Below are 14,905 nucleotides of genomic sequence, written 5' to 3' on the forward strand. Positions count from 1 at the left end.
ACAAAATCACTTAAACTATGAAAGATGGCGAGCCGTGTACATCGAGAGGTGTAAGCACGGTTCTGGAGGGGGTTACGCCAAGACCACGGACGAAAGGAAGTATGGCGTGGCGTTTCCTACCTTATGAGCTTTACACCATGCAGCGTTATCTTCAGTATGAACGCCTGCAAGAACTGAACATGACCCACTTCGACTGCTGGGCTTCCCGATTTGGGGAGACCGTCACAGCATTGGAGCTGGCACCAGAAGGCACCGGCTACCGGGCAAGGACGAGATTCAGCAAGTTCTTTAACCTGCCGGAGCTGATGAACCTGTTCAAAGAAGTGGCCGACATTAAGACTGCCGACCAGCTGAATCTGCCTACCCCGGAAGTGGAATACCACAACATCGTGGCGCAGCCTACCGAACATCAGCAGGAAATGGTCAAGGCCCTTTCGGAGCGCGCATCGCTGGTACACAGCGGAACCGTTGACCCGTCCCAGGACAATATGCTCAAGATTACCTCGGATGGCCGCAAGCTGGGGCTGGACCAGAGGATCGTCAACCAGATGCTGCCGGACGAACCCGGAACAAAGGTCAATCAGTGCGTAGAGAACATCATGCAGATCTGGCGGGATGGCGAAGCTGACAAGCTGACCCAGCTGGTCTTCTGCGACATTTCTACACCACAGGCAAAAGCTCCTGCAAGCAAGGCGGCGAAAACGCTGGATAATCCACTGCTTCACGCACTGGAAAGCACCGTGCCGCTGCCGGAGCAGGAACCGGCCTTTACGGTATATGACGATATTCGTCAAAAGCTCATTGCCCAGGGGATGTCTGCTGACCAGATCGCTTTTATCCATGAGGCCAATACCGAGGTGCGGAAAAAGGAGCTGTTCTCCAAAGTCCGTACCGGTCAGGTGCGTGTGCTTATGGGCAGCACTGCCAAGATGGGCGCAGGCACCAATGTGCAGGACCGTCTGGTGGCACTTCATGACCTGGACTGTCCGTGGAGACCGGGAGACCTTGCCCAGAGAAAGGGCCGTATCGAGCGCCAGGGCAACCAGAATCCCCTTGTCCATGTGTACCGCTATGTGACCGAAGGAACCTTTGACGCATATCTCTGGCAGACGGTGGAGAACAAGCAGAAATTCATCAGCCAGATCATGACTTCTAAATCGCCGGTGCGCTCCTGCGATGATGTGGATGAAACCGCCCTCAGTTTTGCCGAGATCAAGGCTCTGTGTGCCGGAGATCCCCGTATCAAAGAGCGTATGGATTTGGATGTGGAGGTATCCCGCCTGAAGCTGATGAAAGCCGACCACCAGAGTAAGCAGTACCGCTTGGAGGATCAGTTGCTCAAATATTTCCCGGAGGAGATTGAAAAGCACAAGGGCTTTATCAAAGGCTTTGAATCTGACCTGGAGGTTTTGGCAGCTCACCCGCACCCGGAGGACGGCTTTGCCGGTATGGAGATTCGTGGAGATCTGCTGACCGATAAGGAGAACGCCGGTGCTGCCCTTTTGGATGCCTGCAAGGAGGTCAAAACCTCCGATCCGGTGCAGATCGGCAGCTACCGGGGCTATGCCATGTCTGTGGAATTTTCCGCTTGGAAACAGGAATATACGCTCCTGCTGAAAGGACAGATGACCCACCGGGCAACCCTTGGTACAGACCCTCGCGGAAATCTTACCCGTATCGACAATGCCCTCGCCCAGATGCCCCAGCGTCTGGAGGCGGCAAAGGCCCAGCTGGATAACCTCTATCAGCAGCAGGCTGCCGCAAAGGAGGAAGTTGGAAAGCCATTCCTTTATGAAGAAGAACTGAGAAGCAAAAACGCCCGTCTGGTGGAGCTGGATACCCTGCTCAACATAGACGGAAAGGAACCGGCACACGCTGAGGCTGTTGTTGCCAAAAGCACACGGCCTTCGGTATTGGATCATCTGAAACGCCCGATGCCGCCCCGCAGTACAGACAAGAAACCAAAACAGCATGAGGAGGTGCGATAACATGAATACCAACGATCTGAATACGACGCTTTATGAAAAGATGGCTGCTGAGCAGGACAAATACAGGGACTGGCTGAAAAGCCAGCCCCCGGAAGAAATCCTGCACCACACCTATGAGTACACCATCCGTGAGGACATCGTGATGGCGATGGAGGAACTGGAGCTGACCGACGCCCAGGCCAAGGCGCTTTTGGAATCTCCCTCGCCGCTGGCGGATGTGTACCGCTATTTTGAAAAGCTGGAGACCGGCTATATGGATGTGATCCGGGACAGCATTGAGAACCGTGCCGACGATGTGTGCAGAGCTAAAGAGGAACTGCGAACAACACCGGTCTATCCCCACTCTGCCGCCTATGCGAGAGAACATAGGGAACTGGAGCAGTACCGGGCTTCCAACAATGCAAATCTCCAATGCAAGGAATCAATTGAAGCGGCGGTGCGGGAACACTTCGACGGAATGTATCTCAGCCACGATGCGGCAAAGGGTGTGATCGAGACCTATGGCATGGAGCGTGTGGCTATGGTTCTTGCCAACACCGTCCAGCTTCAGGACTGGGATGGGCGCTACTCCCGACGCAACAAAGAATGGGCTAAGACCATTCCCAACGATAATCCCGAAACTGTCCGTTGTGGTTATGCCTTAAACAGCCACCCTGCTGTGCTGGATGGTTTTATTGATCTGGTGCGAGAAGAACAGCAGCACAGTCGTACTCAGGGAGAAAAACTGCAACCGTCTCGCCCCTCAGTACGGGATAAGCTCAAACAGGAGCTGCCTGCCCACAAGCCTGCCGCCCCGAAGAAACGGGAGCCGGAACGATAACCATGGCAAAGCGTAAGCGGGATGTTCCGGTTTTGTTTTGGGTGTCCGCAGAGGAACTGGAGCTGATCCATCAAAAGATGCAGCAATACGGGACAGAAAATTTGAGTGCTTATCTGCGGAAAATGGCACTGGATGGATATGTGGTCAAGCTGGATCTGCCGGAGCTGAAGGAGCTGGTCTCCCTGATGCGCCGAAGCAGCAATAACTTGAATCAGCTGACCCGCAAAGTGCATGAGACCGGGCGGGTTTATGATGCCGATCTGGAGGATATATCCCAGCGGCAGGAACAGTTATGGGAGGGTGTGAAGGAAATCCTTACCCAGCTTTCTAAACTTTCATAACAGGGATAGGTACTCCATTTGCGGAGGGAGGAACGGCGTTTCTTCGCTGCACCTCCCTCCGCTTTTTCTTTTTGCCGGTATCCTTGTCTTTTGCCTGTTTGTACCGGATAATATGAGTAGAATAAGAAGTAAAACAAAGGAGTGAAAACAGATGCTGACCTTTGAAAAAGTGCTGGAGATTTTTGCGGACTACCTAACCACAGACGAGACCATCGAAGTTTATATCAGCCGTCACGGATGTGTAAGGGTTGAATTTGACCAAGACTTTCACTATTGCACCGGTGAGGTGTGCCATACTCCCAAGGAATTGTTCGACCTCTTAGCCGATGATTACCGGACTTATCTGGAGATTGAACTGACCAAAGGCAGACGGGAGCTTACGGAAGATGATGAGAGAGAAGCGGATGCCCTGTGCAAACGGTATCTGAACCGCTGGAAGGAGGAACTGGAATGAAGATTTTGAAATGCCTGCTGATGATCGTAACTGCACCGGTTATTTTGGTGCTGACGCTTTTTGTATGGTTCTGCACAGGGCTGATCTACATATCCGGTCTGGTGCTTGGCCTGCTCAGCATTGTGATTGCCCTGCTTGGCGTGGCTGTGCTTATTACCTATTCCCTGCAAAATGGTGTGATTTTGCTGGTTATGGCATTTTTGATTAGCCCGATGGGGGTGCCGCTGGCTGCAATCTGGCTGCTGGGAAATGTGCAGAGTTTGAAATTTGCCATTCAGGATTGGGTGTATGGATAAAAAATACGCAAAGCCACAAAATGCCAAACACCGTCTGTTAAATTTGGAAAGAGGAACTATATATCCACGACTTTACTTTTAAACTAATATCGCGTATAATATTAGTGCGAAAGGAAGTGATATGATGGGACAATTTGAACAGCTGGATCAGATGCTAACAGCACAAGAAGGAATGCTACGAACATCACAGGTCGTATCTTCTGGAATTTCAAAGCCGGTATTTTATGATTATGTGCGTTCACGAGATTTGGATAGAGTCGCACATGGGATTTATCTGTCCAAAGATTCCTGGGTGGATGCCATGTATCTGCTTCATTTGCGATTTGAACAAGCAGTATTTTCACATGAAACAGCTTTATTTTTTCACGATCTGACAGACCGTGAGCCAATAGAATATACAGTTACGGTCAAAACTGGATGCAATCCAAGCAAAATGAAAGCAGAAGGCATTCAAGTTTTTACGATTAAAGCAGACTTACATGATGTAGGACTTACAACAGCGAAAACTCCGTTCGGGCATACTGTGCCGGTTTATGATATGGAGCGAACGATCTGTGATTTGATCAGAAGCCGCAGCAGAATTGAAATTCAGACTTTTCAGGGAGCGCTAAAATCTTATGCCCGTAGAAAAGATAAGAACCTGCGAGCTTTAATGCAATATGCTGGGATGTTTAAGGTGGAAACGATTTTACGGCAGTATTTGGAGGTGCTTTTATGATAAAAATAGAAAGACAGATTGAAGTCATTGTTACTCAGAAAAAGAGTCGAAAGAGATTTTAATTGAAGATTTTGCAGAAAAATTGCAAAATCAATCCATAAATATTGATTTGAGTGTTTTTATTGATTCTGTGGTATAATAATTTTAATAGCACCCACAGTGAGGAGGGTACAAAATGGATAACAATTTGCAAATAAATCAAAATGCAGAACAGACCTATCATTCCATTCGCCAGTCTATTGTATCAGCACAGCATAAACTAAGTGCTGCGGTGAACTACGCAATGGTAATAACTTATTGGGAAATCGGAGAACAGATTTATAAAGCATGTGGAGAAAATGACAGAGCAGCATATGGGAAAAATTTGTTGGACTATCTTTCGGCGCAATTAACTGCTGAGTTTGGAAAGGGTTTTGACAAATCAAATCTTCGTAAGATGAGGCAGTTCTACTGTACATTCCCAATTCGAGACACACTGTGTCTTGAATTGAGTTGGTCACATTATCGCCTTTTGATGCGTGTACCAGATGAGCAGGCACGAACCTTTTATATGGAGGAATGTGTAAAGTCTGCGTGGAGCGTTCGGCAGTTAGAACGGCAGATCAACACGATGTACTATCAGAGAATTTTAGCAAGCCAAGACAAAGCAGCTGTTTCAAAAGAAATTCAAACAACAGAACCGAAACCTGAATATGAAAAAATAATCAAAGATCCTTATGTGATGGAATTTTTGCAGATTCAGCCAGATACCCATGTGTATGAGGGTGAACTGGAACAGGCATTGATTGATCACCTTCAGCATTTTCTTCTGGAACTGGGACGAGGATTTTCTTTTGTAGCACGGCAAAAGCGGTTTACGCTGGATGGACAGGATTTTTTCATCGACTTAGTATTTTACAATTACATTTTGAAATGCTTTGTTCTGATTGATTTGAAGATGGGAAAACTGACCCATCAGGATCTGGGACAAATGCAGATGTATGTGAACTATTATACTCGTGAAATGATGAATGAGGGAGATTCACAGCCTATCGGTATTGTCCTTTGTGCAGACAAAGGCGACTCCATTGTAAAGTACACGCTGCCGGAAGATAATCACCAGATATTTGCATCAAAATATTTTACTTATCTGCCGACAGAAGAAGAATTGAAGCATGAATTAAATTTGGACGATTTTTATAAGCTGGAAGAATGATATGGGTGCTAACAACAAAATCTGTCCGAATTGTGGTAGGAAAATGAAACAGCAGTTTATTGGTTTGCAGCATTGTAAATGCGGTATGAGTTGGAAAAAGGATGAAGGCTTTTTGGAAAGAACACCAGACATGGTCTTTGCACTGGAAAGGCAAACGATCGGTAAAAAAGTAAAACAGATTCCTGTCATAAGATACAAAACAGATAATTAACACAAGACGGTCTGCTACGGCAGGCCGTTTTCTTTTTCGGGAAGGAGGTCTGACCTATGGCAACCACAAGAATCATGCCGCTTCATGTCGGCAAGGGCCGCACAGAAAGTCGGGCGATCAGTGACATCATCGACTATGTGGCCAATCCAAAGAAAACAGATAACGGCAGACTCATTACCGGCTATGCGTGTGACAGCCGGACTGCGGATGCAGAGTTCCTTCTGGCAAAGCGGCAGTACATTGCCGCTACCGGACGAGTGCGCGGTGCGGATGATGTGATTGCCTATCATGTGCGCCAGTCGTTCCGCCCCGGTGAGATCACACCGGAGGAAGCCAACCGGTTGGGCGTAGAATTTGCCAAGCGTTTTACCAAGGGCAATCATGCCTTTGTGGTCTGTACTCACATAGACAAATCGCACATTCATAATCACATTATCTGGTCATCGGTCAGCTTAGAATATGACCGGAAATTCCGAAACTTTTGGGGCAGCACCAAGGCGGTTCGTCGGCTAAGTGACACCATCTGCATTGAGAATGGACTGTCCATTGTAGAGAATCCGAACCCTCATGGAAAGAGCTATAACAAATGGCTGGGCGATCAGGCAAAGCCATCTCACCGAGAGCTGCTTCGTGTGGCGATTGACAACGCATTATCACAAAGCCCTGCTAATTTTGAGGAGCTGCTGAAGCTGCTGCAAGAGTCCGGCTGTGAGGTATCAAAACGCGGGAAATCATATCGCTTGAAGCTCCCCGGTTGGGGGAAAGCCGCCCGCATGGACAGCCTGGGCGAAGGATATGGATTGGAAGATTTGCAGGCAGTTCTCTCCGGCAAGAAAGCGCATATCCCACGAAAGAAAACAGTCACACAGGCAGAGCCGCCGAAGGTCAATCTGCTGGTGGACATTCAGGCAAAATTGCAGGCAGGAAAAGGTGCTGGTTATGCTCGATGGGCCAAGGTTTTCAATCTGAAACAAATGGCACAGACCATGAATTACTTGTCAGAGCATAACCTGCTGGAGTATGCGGTTTTGGAAGAAAAGGCTGCGGCTGCCACGGCACATCACAATGAACTTTCGGCGCAGATCAAAGCGGCTGAAAAGCGCATGGCAGAGATTGCTGTTCTGCGTACTCACATCGTAAATTATGCCAAGACCCGTGAGGTCTATGTGGCATACCGCAAGGCAGGCTACTCTAAGAAATTCCGGGAGGAACATGAGGAAGAAATTCTGCTCCACCAGGCTGCTAAGAATGCCTTTGATGAGATGGGAGTCAAGAAGCTGCCCAAGGTCAAAGAGTTGCAGACGGAGTACGCGAAATTGCTGGAAGAAAAGAAAAAGACCTATGCCGAGTACCGGCGTTCCCGTGAGGAAATGCGGGAGCTTTTAACGGCAAAGGCCAATGTGGATCGGGTCCTGAAAATGGAGGTAGAACAGGATGTTGAAAAAGAAAAAGACCACGGCCAGCGGTAAGCTGGTCCTGGTCAAAAGCGTTCGCAGAACGCGCAGCCACAGAATGAAATTCTGTGTTCAAAGGGGTTTGGGGGCGCTGCCCTCAACAAGCAAGCGGAGAGGAAAATCACGGAGGGATTTTGCACTCTGCGGGTCGGTGTGTATTAACACCGGCATTGCTTGCCACTTTTGTTCGCAAACAATATCCGTATCCTTTACACGATGATTTACTTTTATTATCATAGTCGTAATAAGTATATAAACTACTTACATATAAGCACCTAAAATATGAAAGGGCTGATAAAATGATGACCTTTGAAAAGGTTTTAGAAGTATTCAACGATTACCTAAATAAAGATAGTGTTTTGGAGGTGGTGAACACTAAGCGAGGATACACCGTTATGATTTGGGATGAAAAAGATGAGCAATGGTTTGGTGTGGAACATTGCAAAGCCCCCGAGCTTTTACGGGATGCCTTACTTGATGGCTATCGTGATTTTTTAGAGCAACAACTTACTCATAACCGCAGGAGTTTAACCGAAACAGAAATCTTAGATATTCAAAACCGATGTGAACAGCTTTATGATTTGTGTGGAGAATAAAAAAATAACCTAAAAAGTGCGATAGCCTGTGTAGGTGTCGCACTTTTTTCAGTTGGCTTGGCTTACGAAAACAGCGTTAATTATTCCGCAGTTTCTCTTGCCTTTTTCAAGCCTTGAGCCGTAGCTTCCATCACGATAAGCTCCTTTTCTTCCATATCATTCAACAGTACATCAACTTGTTTGCGGCGATTGTTGTCGCCATCTTCATTGCATGGAAAAAAGAACTTGTCTACAGAGATGTCAAGCAAGGTAGTAATGAGATAAAATTTGTTAAGCCTTGGGTGCTGCCCCCTGTTCTCTATATACATAATAGAGCGTGGCGTAAGGTCTACCAGTTGGGCAAGATATTCCTGTGTCCACTCTTTTGCTTCCCGAGCTTTTTTTATCGCTATACCTAACGGCTTAAAATCAAGTTTTCTTTCATCTTGGTACATTTTAATATCACCCTATATCATTGTACATTTCGGGTGATGATATTTGAACGAAGTATGATTTTATGTTTAGTAGTGTATAATTTCGTATTAGTGGAGAGAAACTTGCTATTATTCGTCATTCCGTATATAATAATTATATACTCTTTGCGAAAGGAAGTTGATATTATGGATTACATTTCTGTGAAAGCCGCTTCTGAAAAATGGGGCATATCGGAAAGACGGATACAAAAATTATGTGAGGAAAATCGCATTGACGGAACTGAAAAATTTGGTCGTGCATGGATGATACCAAAAGATGCAGAAAAACCCGTTGATGGACGTATGAAAACAAGGAACAAACAGGAGGAGAATCATGGAATTTAATGAAAAGCTACAACAGCTTAGGACTGGAAAGAACTTAACGCAGGAACAACTTGCGGAGCAATTATATGTATCAAGAACAGCCATTTCAAAATGGGAAAGCGGCAAGGGTTACCCTAACATTGAGTCGCTCAAGTGTATTTCTAAATTCTTTTCTGTGACCATAGATGAACTGCTATCGGGCGAAGAACTGATTACACTTGCCGAAACTGAAAATCGTTCCAACTTGAAAAAAATTTACAGTTTCATTTATGGAATATTAGATATGATGGCGGTTACTTTTATACTTTTGCCGTTGTATGGTAACCTTGTTGACGGATATATTTATTCTGTCAATCTACTTTCATTTACAGACACTACCCCAATATATCTTGCAATCTATTGGATTGTTTTTATTGTTTTGATTGCACTTGGGATAGCGAAACTGATGTGTGTTTGTTTTGAAAAGGAATCATGGAGCAACATAATCACAAAATGCTCTCTCGTGCTGAGTACGCTTTTTATCTGCTTCTTCGCTGCGGCAAGACAACCCTATGTAACCGCCCTTATGTTTCTGCTATTTGTTGCTAAAATATTTGTCTGGATAAAGCAAACCCAAACAAAGTAAAATGCCATAAACCCTTTAAAATAGGCTCTGACACGATAAGTGTCGGAGCTTTTTTCGTGCTGACATCTATTGTGTCGGCATTGTGACGGTAGATTTCTTGGCTTCTATGCAATACTCGTGGATAATAAGATTGTGGTCAGCGAAAACAAGAACAGCAACCCACGGAAAGGAGAATCAAATATGGATTATATCATTGAAACAGAAAATCTTACGAAGCGATACGGAACAGCCACCGTTGTCGATAAGGTAAATCTTCATGTGCCAAAGGGCAAAATTTATGGTTTGCTCGGCAGAAACGGAGCAGGCAAAACCACAGCAATGAAAATGATGTTGCAGCTTGCTTTCCCAACGGAGGGAACGGTACGCTTGTTTGGCACAAACTATAAGGAAAATATCCATACCCTTTATAGCAAAGTAGGCTCTATTATCGAAACACCGGGATTTTACAGTAATTTAACAGGGTATGAGAATTTGCAAATTCTCGCTAAACTGCGAGGGGGAGTATCTAAAAGTGGAGTAGAAAAAGCTCTTGAAGTTGTGGGGCTGCATAAGGAGAAAAGAAAAGTCTTTTCCGATTATTCCCTCGGAATGAAGCAACGGCTTGGTATTGCCGCCGCCATTATGCACGAGCCGGAGCTTTTAATACTTGACGAACCGATTAACGGACTTGACCCCATTGGAATAGTTGAAATACGCTCATTTTTATCTGAACTTAGTCACAATCATGGCATTACCATTTTTATCTCAAGCCATGTTTTAAGCGAGATTGAACAGATAGCAGATATTATCGGCGTTATGCACGAGGGGCATTTAGTAGAGGAAGTGAATATATCCGAGCTTCACAAAAGGAATCGAAAATACATTCAATTTGATTTATCTGACAGTGAGATAGCCGGAAAGATTTTAGAAAACCACTACCACATGACGGATTTTACAGTGCAGGACGGTACGGTGAGAATTTATGACTTTAGCCAAAGTGTTGGAGAAATCAATCGAGAATTTGCACGAAATGGACTGCTCGTGACAAGGATAAATGATAGTGAGGAAAACTTAGAGGACTACTTTTCTAAACTGATTGGAGGTGGCGGTATTGCTTAATCTTATTTCTTGTGAATTATTAAAACTAAAGCGTTCAAAAATGGTGCTAATTAGTGTGGCAGGGGTATTATCTACCCCACTTTTGATGTTAATAGAAGCCTTGCAAACACATTTTGATAAGCCGGAGATTATCTTTACCTTGTCTGACATATACAGCGACAGTGTACTGTATATCATGCTGCTGGTAAACATTATGATATATGTGGCAATTGCAGCTTACTTGTTTAGCAGAGAGTACACAGAAAGCACCCTCAAAACCATATTGCCCATACCCATTTCAAGGACAAAACTATTAATTGGAAAATTTTGCACCCTGCTTCTTTGGATTGTTATGCTAACCCTTGTAACATGGGCAGGTATATTTATCGTTTGTGGGCTATATGACGCTGTCTTTACATTGGAGGGATATAGCTTACTAGTGGCAATAGTATGGCTCCCCAAGTTTTTGTTTGGCAGTATCCTGATGTTTTTAACAGTTTCTCCTTTTGTGTTTGTTGCTATGAAAACAAAAGGATTTGTCGCCCCGATGATTGGCTCTGCCGTGATTGTCATGGGAAGTGCCGCACTTTCAAATCAAGAATGGGGAGCGTTGTATCCGTGGACAGCCACCTATTTCTTGGTGCAGGGTAAACTTCAGAGTACCGGCTATCCTACACTGCTGTCTGTATCTATTATTATTCTTGTATCAGCAGTTGGTTTTCTTATGACCTTTCATCATTTTAAAAAGGAGGATTTGAAATAATGGTACTTGATTTTATAGAAATTTTAAAAGTTATTTTTCTTGGAATTGTTGAGGGTATTACTGAGTGGCTACCTATCAGCAGCACAGGACATATGATTCTTGTGGACGAATTTATCACACTTAATATGAGCGAAGCATTTAAAGAAATGTTTTTTGTTGTTATTCAACTTGGAGCTATACTCGCAGTGGTTGTAATGTTTTGGAACAAGATGTTTCCCTTTCAATTTAAGAACAAAGCACAGTCAATTGTTAAAAAGGATACTTTCTCGTTGTGGTTCAAGGTTGCGGTAGCTTGTGTACCGTCAGCTATTATGGGGATTCTATTTGATGATTATTTGGATGCTTACCTCCAAACCCCCATTGTGATTTCAATCATGTTAATCTTTTATGGTTTGTTATTCATTCTCATAGAAAATTGGAATAAAAAGCGTACTCCTACTACTATGGCACTTTCTGACATCAGCTATAAAACAGCAATCTTGATAGGGGCATTTCAAGTGTTATCACTTATACCCGGCACATCACGGTCGGGAGCAACGATTATAGGTGCTTTACTCATAGGAGTTTCACGAGTGGCAGCAGCAGAGTTTACTTTTTTCCTCGCAGTACCTACTATGCTTGGAGCAAGTGCTTTTAAGCTGTTAAAATTCGGGTTTGAATTTACAAGTGCAGAACTGCTCGCTCTTGTTCTCGGTATGGCTGTGGCATTTGCGGTATCTGTCTTAGTAATTAAATTCCTAATGAACTTTATCAAAAAACATGATTTTAAGGTGTTTGGTTGGTATCGAATTGTGCTTGGTATACTTGTTGTACTTATAAAATCTTAATAATGCGTTTTCTTTGTGCGCGAATAAAAATGCCAGTTGGTCCTTAAGATCAGCTGGCATTTTTGTTTCTGGGGATGGAAAACAACCCAGAGATTCTCGTTGTCGATCTCCTCCTGATTTTAGTTTGCATGGTGAATTTTGCAAATTGAATCTACAGGAGGTTAATAATGGGATTTAATTATGGATATGAGAAAAAGAAGTTTGATAGTAGATGGAAGCGTTTAGAAGTTGAGTATTGTGATGCAGGGATGAGCGAAGAACAGATTGCTGCCATGAAAGAATATGACTGGGCATGGTTTTGCAGTCAAAGGGTTTTTCAAAACCATACGCAACCAATACCTTGTGAACAATATGATGAAGTATGTGGTCAATCACAGCTGTTCCGAAAGTTTGCATCGTTATCTTATCAATGGGATGTTGATAAGATTGATCAAACGCGATATGGATGGTTGGCTTCGGTGGAAAACGAACAACTACTGTTGAGATTGAAGAAGCTGTCGAAGAAAGATTTGGAGCTATTGACATTACTTTTTGTGGATGGTTATCGTCAAATTGATGTAGCACGTCTTTGGCATTGTTCCAGAAGTGCTGTTGCACAAAGATTTAAAAAAATAAAAAAATTTTTGAATAACACTTAACAAATGAAGCGTATCAGTGCCTACCCATTGAGGGAAGAACATTCTCCCAATGTGGAGCTTGACAATTTCATAGACGGCATTTCCGGTACATAACCTATGTACGAGCGAATCAGGCACCCGAAACTTGGAGAAAAAGCCAGGAATAACGGCCATGTGGTATATAGCCTGGATTTTGAAGTGACACCGCATCAGCTGCGGCACACCTACATCACCAATCTGATTCATTCTTCGGTGGACCCCAAAACGGTACAATATTTGGCGGGCCATGAAAGCAGCAAAATCACGATGGACATTTACGCAAAGGTCAAATACAACAGGCCGGATGATCTTGTCAAAGCAATGGGCTGTGCCTTTGACTTATGGGACGCTGTGTAAGTTCCGAACAATTCAGAAAATGAAGTAAGAGCGAGACAAGGATGTCTCGCTCTTAGTTTTTCCTTGGCCGTATCTTTGATTCAATTTGAAATCTCTGATAAAAAGGAGGTGTAGATACATCACCACGCGAGAAAGGAAATTAATTATGGCAAAGAAGAAAAAAAACATACCTCAATATGGAACCGTCACACGAAAGGGTGTCCTGTATTACAGAACCCGGATTCTGGACGCAGACGGCAAGCAGGTGAGCTTGTATGGGACTACCTGCGAGGAACTGTACGATAAAGAGCAGGAGGCGAGACGCCAGGTAGCGGAGATCATCTTCCACCGGGAGCATCCTACTGTGGCCGAGTATTGTGAGAAGTGGCTGTTGATGCAATCCGCAAAAGTGTCGCCGGCTACACTGAAGGGCTACGCCTCCAATATGAAGAACTACATCCAGCAATTCATGTATGAGACCTTTAATACTCCGTACTACCTCCAACGCGCCATCCAGGTCAATTACGCCTCCTATACCGCCGAGTGGCAGGTCACGGGCAAAAGCTCTGTATCCGAAAAAGATGTGGCGGCATACACCACCTACGGAACGAGCCGCGCCAATGCCTACAAGATTTTGGAGGACAGTTTGAACCTTCGGGATGTCCGCATTTACGACACCGTGGAGGACGCGGACGGTAAAGAGCGCCGGGTGCTGAACGCCAAGGAGACCACCCTGGCAGCCCAAAAGCAGCAGGCCATCCGGGACGCTTTCCGTGATTGGATTTGGCGGGACCCGGAGCGCCGCCAAGCCCTGGTGCGCCAGTACAACGAGGAAATGAACTCCACCCGGCCCCGTGAATACGACGGGTCCCACATCACCTTTGGCGGCATGAACCCGTCCATTACCCTGCGGGATCACCAGCTGGGGGCTATCGCCCATATCCTCTATGGCGGCAATACGCTGCTGGCACACGAGGTAGGTGCGGGCAAGACCTTTGAAATGGTCGCCGCCGCGATGGAGGCAAAGCGGCTGGGATTGTGCCAGAAGTCCCTCTTTGTGGTGCCGAACCACCTGACCGAACAATGGGCGTCGGAGTTTCTGCGGCTCTATCCCTCTGCAAAAATTCTGGTCACGACAAAAAAAGACTTTGAGACCCACAATCGGAAGAAGTTCTGCGCCCGGATCGCCACCGGCGACTACGATGCCGTTATCATTGGCCACTCGCAGTTTGAGCGTATTCCCATCAGCCGGGAGCGTCAGGAACGGCTCCTCTACGAGCAGATCGACGAGATCACCGAAGGTATTGCTGAGGTGCAGGCCAGCGGCGGTGAGCGTTTCACGGTCAAACAGCTGGAACGGACCCGCAAATCCCTGGAGACCAGACTGGAAAAGCTCCAGGCCGAGAGCCGCAAGGACGATGTGGTGACTTTTGAGCAGCTTGGCGTGGACAGGTTATTTGTCGATGAAGCTCATAACTACAAAAATTTGTTCCTTTACACAAAAATGAGGAATGTGGCGGGCCTCTCCACCAGCGATGCCCAAAAGTCCAGCGATATGTTCGCCAAGTGTCGCTACATGGACGAGATCACCGGCAGCCGAGGGGTTATCTTTGCCACCGGCACCCCGGTCAGCAACTCCATGACTGTGCGCCCGTAAGGGGCTGTAATAATCTTACCTTGAGCAAGTAATAGGGCAAGGTATCAAAGCGGAATAATCCGCACCCTATCGTCACCCGACTTATCCAAAAGGGGAAACCCGATGGGGAGTGTAG

17 protein-coding genes and 2 pseudogenes are annotated in these 14,905 nt (G+C 45.6%); 18 read left to right on the top strand and 1 reads right to left on the bottom strand.

The window, feature by feature from the left end; genetic code table 11:
- Positions 1–17: 17 nt before the first annotated feature.
- From B5E64_RS17355 to B5E64_RS17410, 10 genes are all read left to right on the top strand, one after another.
- Positions 18–1,988 (top strand): helicase, encoded by a 1,971-nt coding sequence (locus B5E64_RS17355; protein WP_087169690.1) that lies wholly within the window; start codon positions 18–20, stop codon positions 1,986–1,988.
- 1 nt (position 1,989) lies between these two features.
- Positions 1,990–2,808 carry a DUF3849 domain-containing protein gene (locus B5E64_RS17360; RefSeq protein WP_087169691.1) on the top strand — a complete coding sequence of 273 codons (819 nt, stop codon included), beginning with the start codon at positions 1,990–1,992 and terminating at the stop codon, positions 2,806–2,808.
- Between the two features lie 2 nt (positions 2,809–2,810).
- Positions 2,811–3,149 (top strand): plasmid mobilization relaxosome protein MobC, encoded by a 339-nt coding sequence (gene mobC / locus B5E64_RS17365; protein WP_008982512.1) that lies wholly within the window; start codon positions 2,811–2,813, stop codon positions 3,147–3,149.
- Positions 3,150–3,300: 151 nt separating this feature from the next.
- Entirely contained in the window at positions 3,301–3,603 is a 303-nt protein-coding gene (locus tag B5E64_RS17375) for a hypothetical protein (RefSeq protein WP_087169693.1), read from the top strand.
- A complete protein-coding gene (locus B5E64_RS17380) occupies positions 3,600–3,899 on the top strand; it encodes a CD1845 family protein (RefSeq protein WP_087169694.1) in 300 nt (99 codons plus the stop codon). The genes B5E64_RS17375 and B5E64_RS17380 overlap by 4 nt, the downstream gene beginning before the upstream one ends.
- Positions 3,900–4,020: 121 nt before the next feature.
- Positions 4,021–4,617: a type IV toxin-antitoxin system AbiEi family antitoxin domain-containing protein gene (locus B5E64_RS17385; RefSeq protein ID WP_087169695.1), complete on the top strand. Its 597-nt coding sequence runs from the start codon at positions 4,021–4,023 to the stop codon at positions 4,615–4,617.
- 175 nt (positions 4,618–4,792) lie between these two features.
- On the top strand, positions 4,793–5,812 hold the full coding sequence (locus tag B5E64_RS17390) for a PDDEXK nuclease domain-containing protein (protein WP_087169696.1): 1,020 nt from the start codon (positions 4,793–4,795) through the stop codon (positions 5,810–5,812).
- Position 5,813: 1 nt separating this feature from the next.
- A complete protein-coding gene (locus B5E64_RS17395) occupies positions 5,814–6,023 on the top strand; it encodes a hypothetical protein (protein WP_087169697.1) in 210 nt (69 codons plus the stop codon).
- 56 nt (positions 6,024–6,079) lie between these two features.
- Positions 6,080–7,492 (top strand): relaxase/mobilization nuclease domain-containing protein, encoded by a 1,413-nt coding sequence (locus B5E64_RS17400; protein WP_087169698.1) that lies wholly within the window; start codon positions 6,080–6,082, stop codon positions 7,490–7,492.
- Between the two features lie 284 nt (positions 7,493–7,776).
- Positions 7,777–8,073 (top strand): hypothetical protein, encoded by a 297-nt coding sequence (locus tag B5E64_RS17410; RefSeq protein ID WP_002576327.1) that lies wholly within the window; start codon positions 7,777–7,779, stop codon positions 8,071–8,073.
- Positions 8,074–8,153: 80 nt separating this feature from the next.
- Here B5E64_RS17410 and B5E64_RS17415 read toward each other — a convergent pair whose 3' ends face one another.
- Positions 8,154–8,507, bottom strand: a complete 354-nt coding sequence (locus tag B5E64_RS17415) for a helix-turn-helix domain-containing protein (protein ID WP_087169700.1) — start codon at positions 8,505–8,507, stop codon at positions 8,154–8,156.
- A 165-nt stretch (positions 8,508–8,672) separates the two neighbouring features.
- Here B5E64_RS17415 and B5E64_RS18850 point away from each other — a divergent pair, with 165 nt between their 5' ends.
- The 8 genes and pseudogenes from B5E64_RS18850 to B5E64_RS17455 all read left to right on the top strand — a co-directional run.
- Positions 8,673–8,870, top strand: a complete 198-nt coding sequence (locus B5E64_RS18850) for a helix-turn-helix domain-containing protein (protein WP_000384569.1) — start codon at positions 8,673–8,675, stop codon at positions 8,868–8,870.
- Positions 8,860–9,474, top strand: coding sequence for a bacitracin resistance transcriptional activator BcrR (gene bcrR, locus B5E64_RS17425; RefSeq protein WP_002576325.1), 615 nt, complete (start codon positions 8,860–8,862; stop codon positions 9,472–9,474). The genes B5E64_RS18850 and bcrR overlap by 11 nt, the downstream gene beginning before the upstream one ends.
- Positions 9,475–9,654: 180 nt before the next feature.
- Positions 9,655–10,572: a bacitracin ABC transporter ATP-binding protein BcrA gene (bcrA, locus tag B5E64_RS17430; protein ID WP_002576324.1), complete on the top strand. Its 918-nt coding sequence runs from the start codon at positions 9,655–9,657 to the stop codon at positions 10,570–10,572.
- A complete protein-coding gene (locus B5E64_RS17435) occupies positions 10,565–11,314 on the top strand; it encodes an ABC transporter permease (RefSeq protein WP_002576323.1) in 750 nt (249 codons plus the stop codon). Before bcrA ends, B5E64_RS17435 begins: the two co-directional genes overlap by 8 nt.
- Positions 11,314–12,141, top strand: coding sequence for a bacitracin resistance undecaprenyl-diphosphatase BcrD (gene bcrD / locus B5E64_RS17440; protein WP_002576322.1), 828 nt, complete (start codon positions 11,314–11,316; stop codon positions 12,139–12,141). The genes B5E64_RS17435 and bcrD overlap by 1 nt, the downstream gene beginning before the upstream one ends.
- Before the next feature lie 167 nt (positions 12,142–12,308).
- Positions 12,309–12,779: an RNA polymerase subunit sigma-73 gene (locus tag B5E64_RS17445; protein WP_002576321.1), complete on the top strand. Its 471-nt coding sequence runs from the start codon at positions 12,309–12,311 to the stop codon at positions 12,777–12,779.
- A 102-nt stretch (positions 12,780–12,881) separates the two neighbouring features.
- A pseudogene (locus tag B5E64_RS17450) lies at positions 12,882–13,154 on the top strand (tyrosine-type recombinase/integrase); the annotation flags it as partial.
- Between the two features lie 433 nt (positions 13,155–13,587).
- A pseudogene (locus B5E64_RS17455) lies at positions 13,588–14,778 on the top strand (SNF2-related protein); the annotation flags it as partial.
- Between the last annotated feature and the right edge of the window lie 127 nt (positions 14,779–14,905).

Origin of the sequence: Drancourtella sp. An12, assembly GCF_002160935.1 — a bacterium.
GTDB lineage: Bacteria > Bacillota > Clostridia > Lachnospirales > Lachnospiraceae > Sellimonas > Sellimonas catena.

What these genes read in the sequence shown, in the direction of transcription:
- B5E64_RS17355 (WP_087169690.1), top strand. Translation starts at nt 18, where the DNA reads ATGAAAGATGGCGAGCCGTGTACATCGAGAGGTGTAAGCACGGTTCTG.
- B5E64_RS17360 (WP_087169691.1), top strand. Translation starts at nt 1,990, where the DNA reads ATGAATACCAACGATCTGAATACGACGCTTTATGAAAAGATGGCTGCT.
- mobC (WP_008982512.1), top strand. Translation starts at nt 2,811, where the DNA reads ATGGCAAAGCGTAAGCGGGATGTTCCGGTTTTGTTTTGGGTGTCCGCA.
- B5E64_RS17375 (WP_087169693.1), top strand. Translation starts at nt 3,301, where the DNA reads ATGCTGACCTTTGAAAAAGTGCTGGAGATTTTTGCGGACTACCTAACC.
- B5E64_RS17380 (WP_087169694.1), top strand. Translation starts at nt 3,600, where the DNA reads ATGAAGATTTTGAAATGCCTGCTGATGATCGTAACTGCACCGGTTATT.
- B5E64_RS17385 (WP_087169695.1), top strand. Translation starts at nt 4,021, where the DNA reads ATGATGGGACAATTTGAACAGCTGGATCAGATGCTAACAGCACAAGAA.
- B5E64_RS17390 (WP_087169696.1), top strand. Translation starts at nt 4,793, where the DNA reads ATGGATAACAATTTGCAAATAAATCAAAATGCAGAACAGACCTATCAT.
- B5E64_RS17395 (WP_087169697.1), top strand. Translation starts at nt 5,814, where the DNA reads ATGGGTGCTAACAACAAAATCTGTCCGAATTGTGGTAGGAAAATGAAA.
- B5E64_RS17400 (WP_087169698.1), top strand. Translation starts at nt 6,080, where the DNA reads ATGGCAACCACAAGAATCATGCCGCTTCATGTCGGCAAGGGCCGCACA.
- B5E64_RS17410 (WP_002576327.1), top strand. Translation starts at nt 7,777, where the DNA reads ATGATGACCTTTGAAAAGGTTTTAGAAGTATTCAACGATTACCTAAAT.
- B5E64_RS17415 (WP_087169700.1), bottom strand. Translation starts at nt 8,507, where the DNA reads ATGTACCAAGATGAAAGAAAACTTGATTTTAAGCCGTTAGGTATAGCG.
- B5E64_RS18850 (WP_000384569.1), top strand. Translation starts at nt 8,673, where the DNA reads ATGGATTACATTTCTGTGAAAGCCGCTTCTGAAAAATGGGGCATATCG.
- bcrR (WP_002576325.1), top strand. Translation starts at nt 8,860, where the DNA reads ATGGAATTTAATGAAAAGCTACAACAGCTTAGGACTGGAAAGAACTTA.
- bcrA (WP_002576324.1), top strand. Translation starts at nt 9,655, where the DNA reads ATGGATTATATCATTGAAACAGAAAATCTTACGAAGCGATACGGAACA.
- bcrD (WP_002576322.1), top strand. Translation starts at nt 11,314, where the DNA reads ATGGTACTTGATTTTATAGAAATTTTAAAAGTTATTTTTCTTGGAATT.
- B5E64_RS17445 (WP_002576321.1), top strand. Translation starts at nt 12,309, where the DNA reads ATGGGATTTAATTATGGATATGAGAAAAAGAAGTTTGATAGTAGATGG.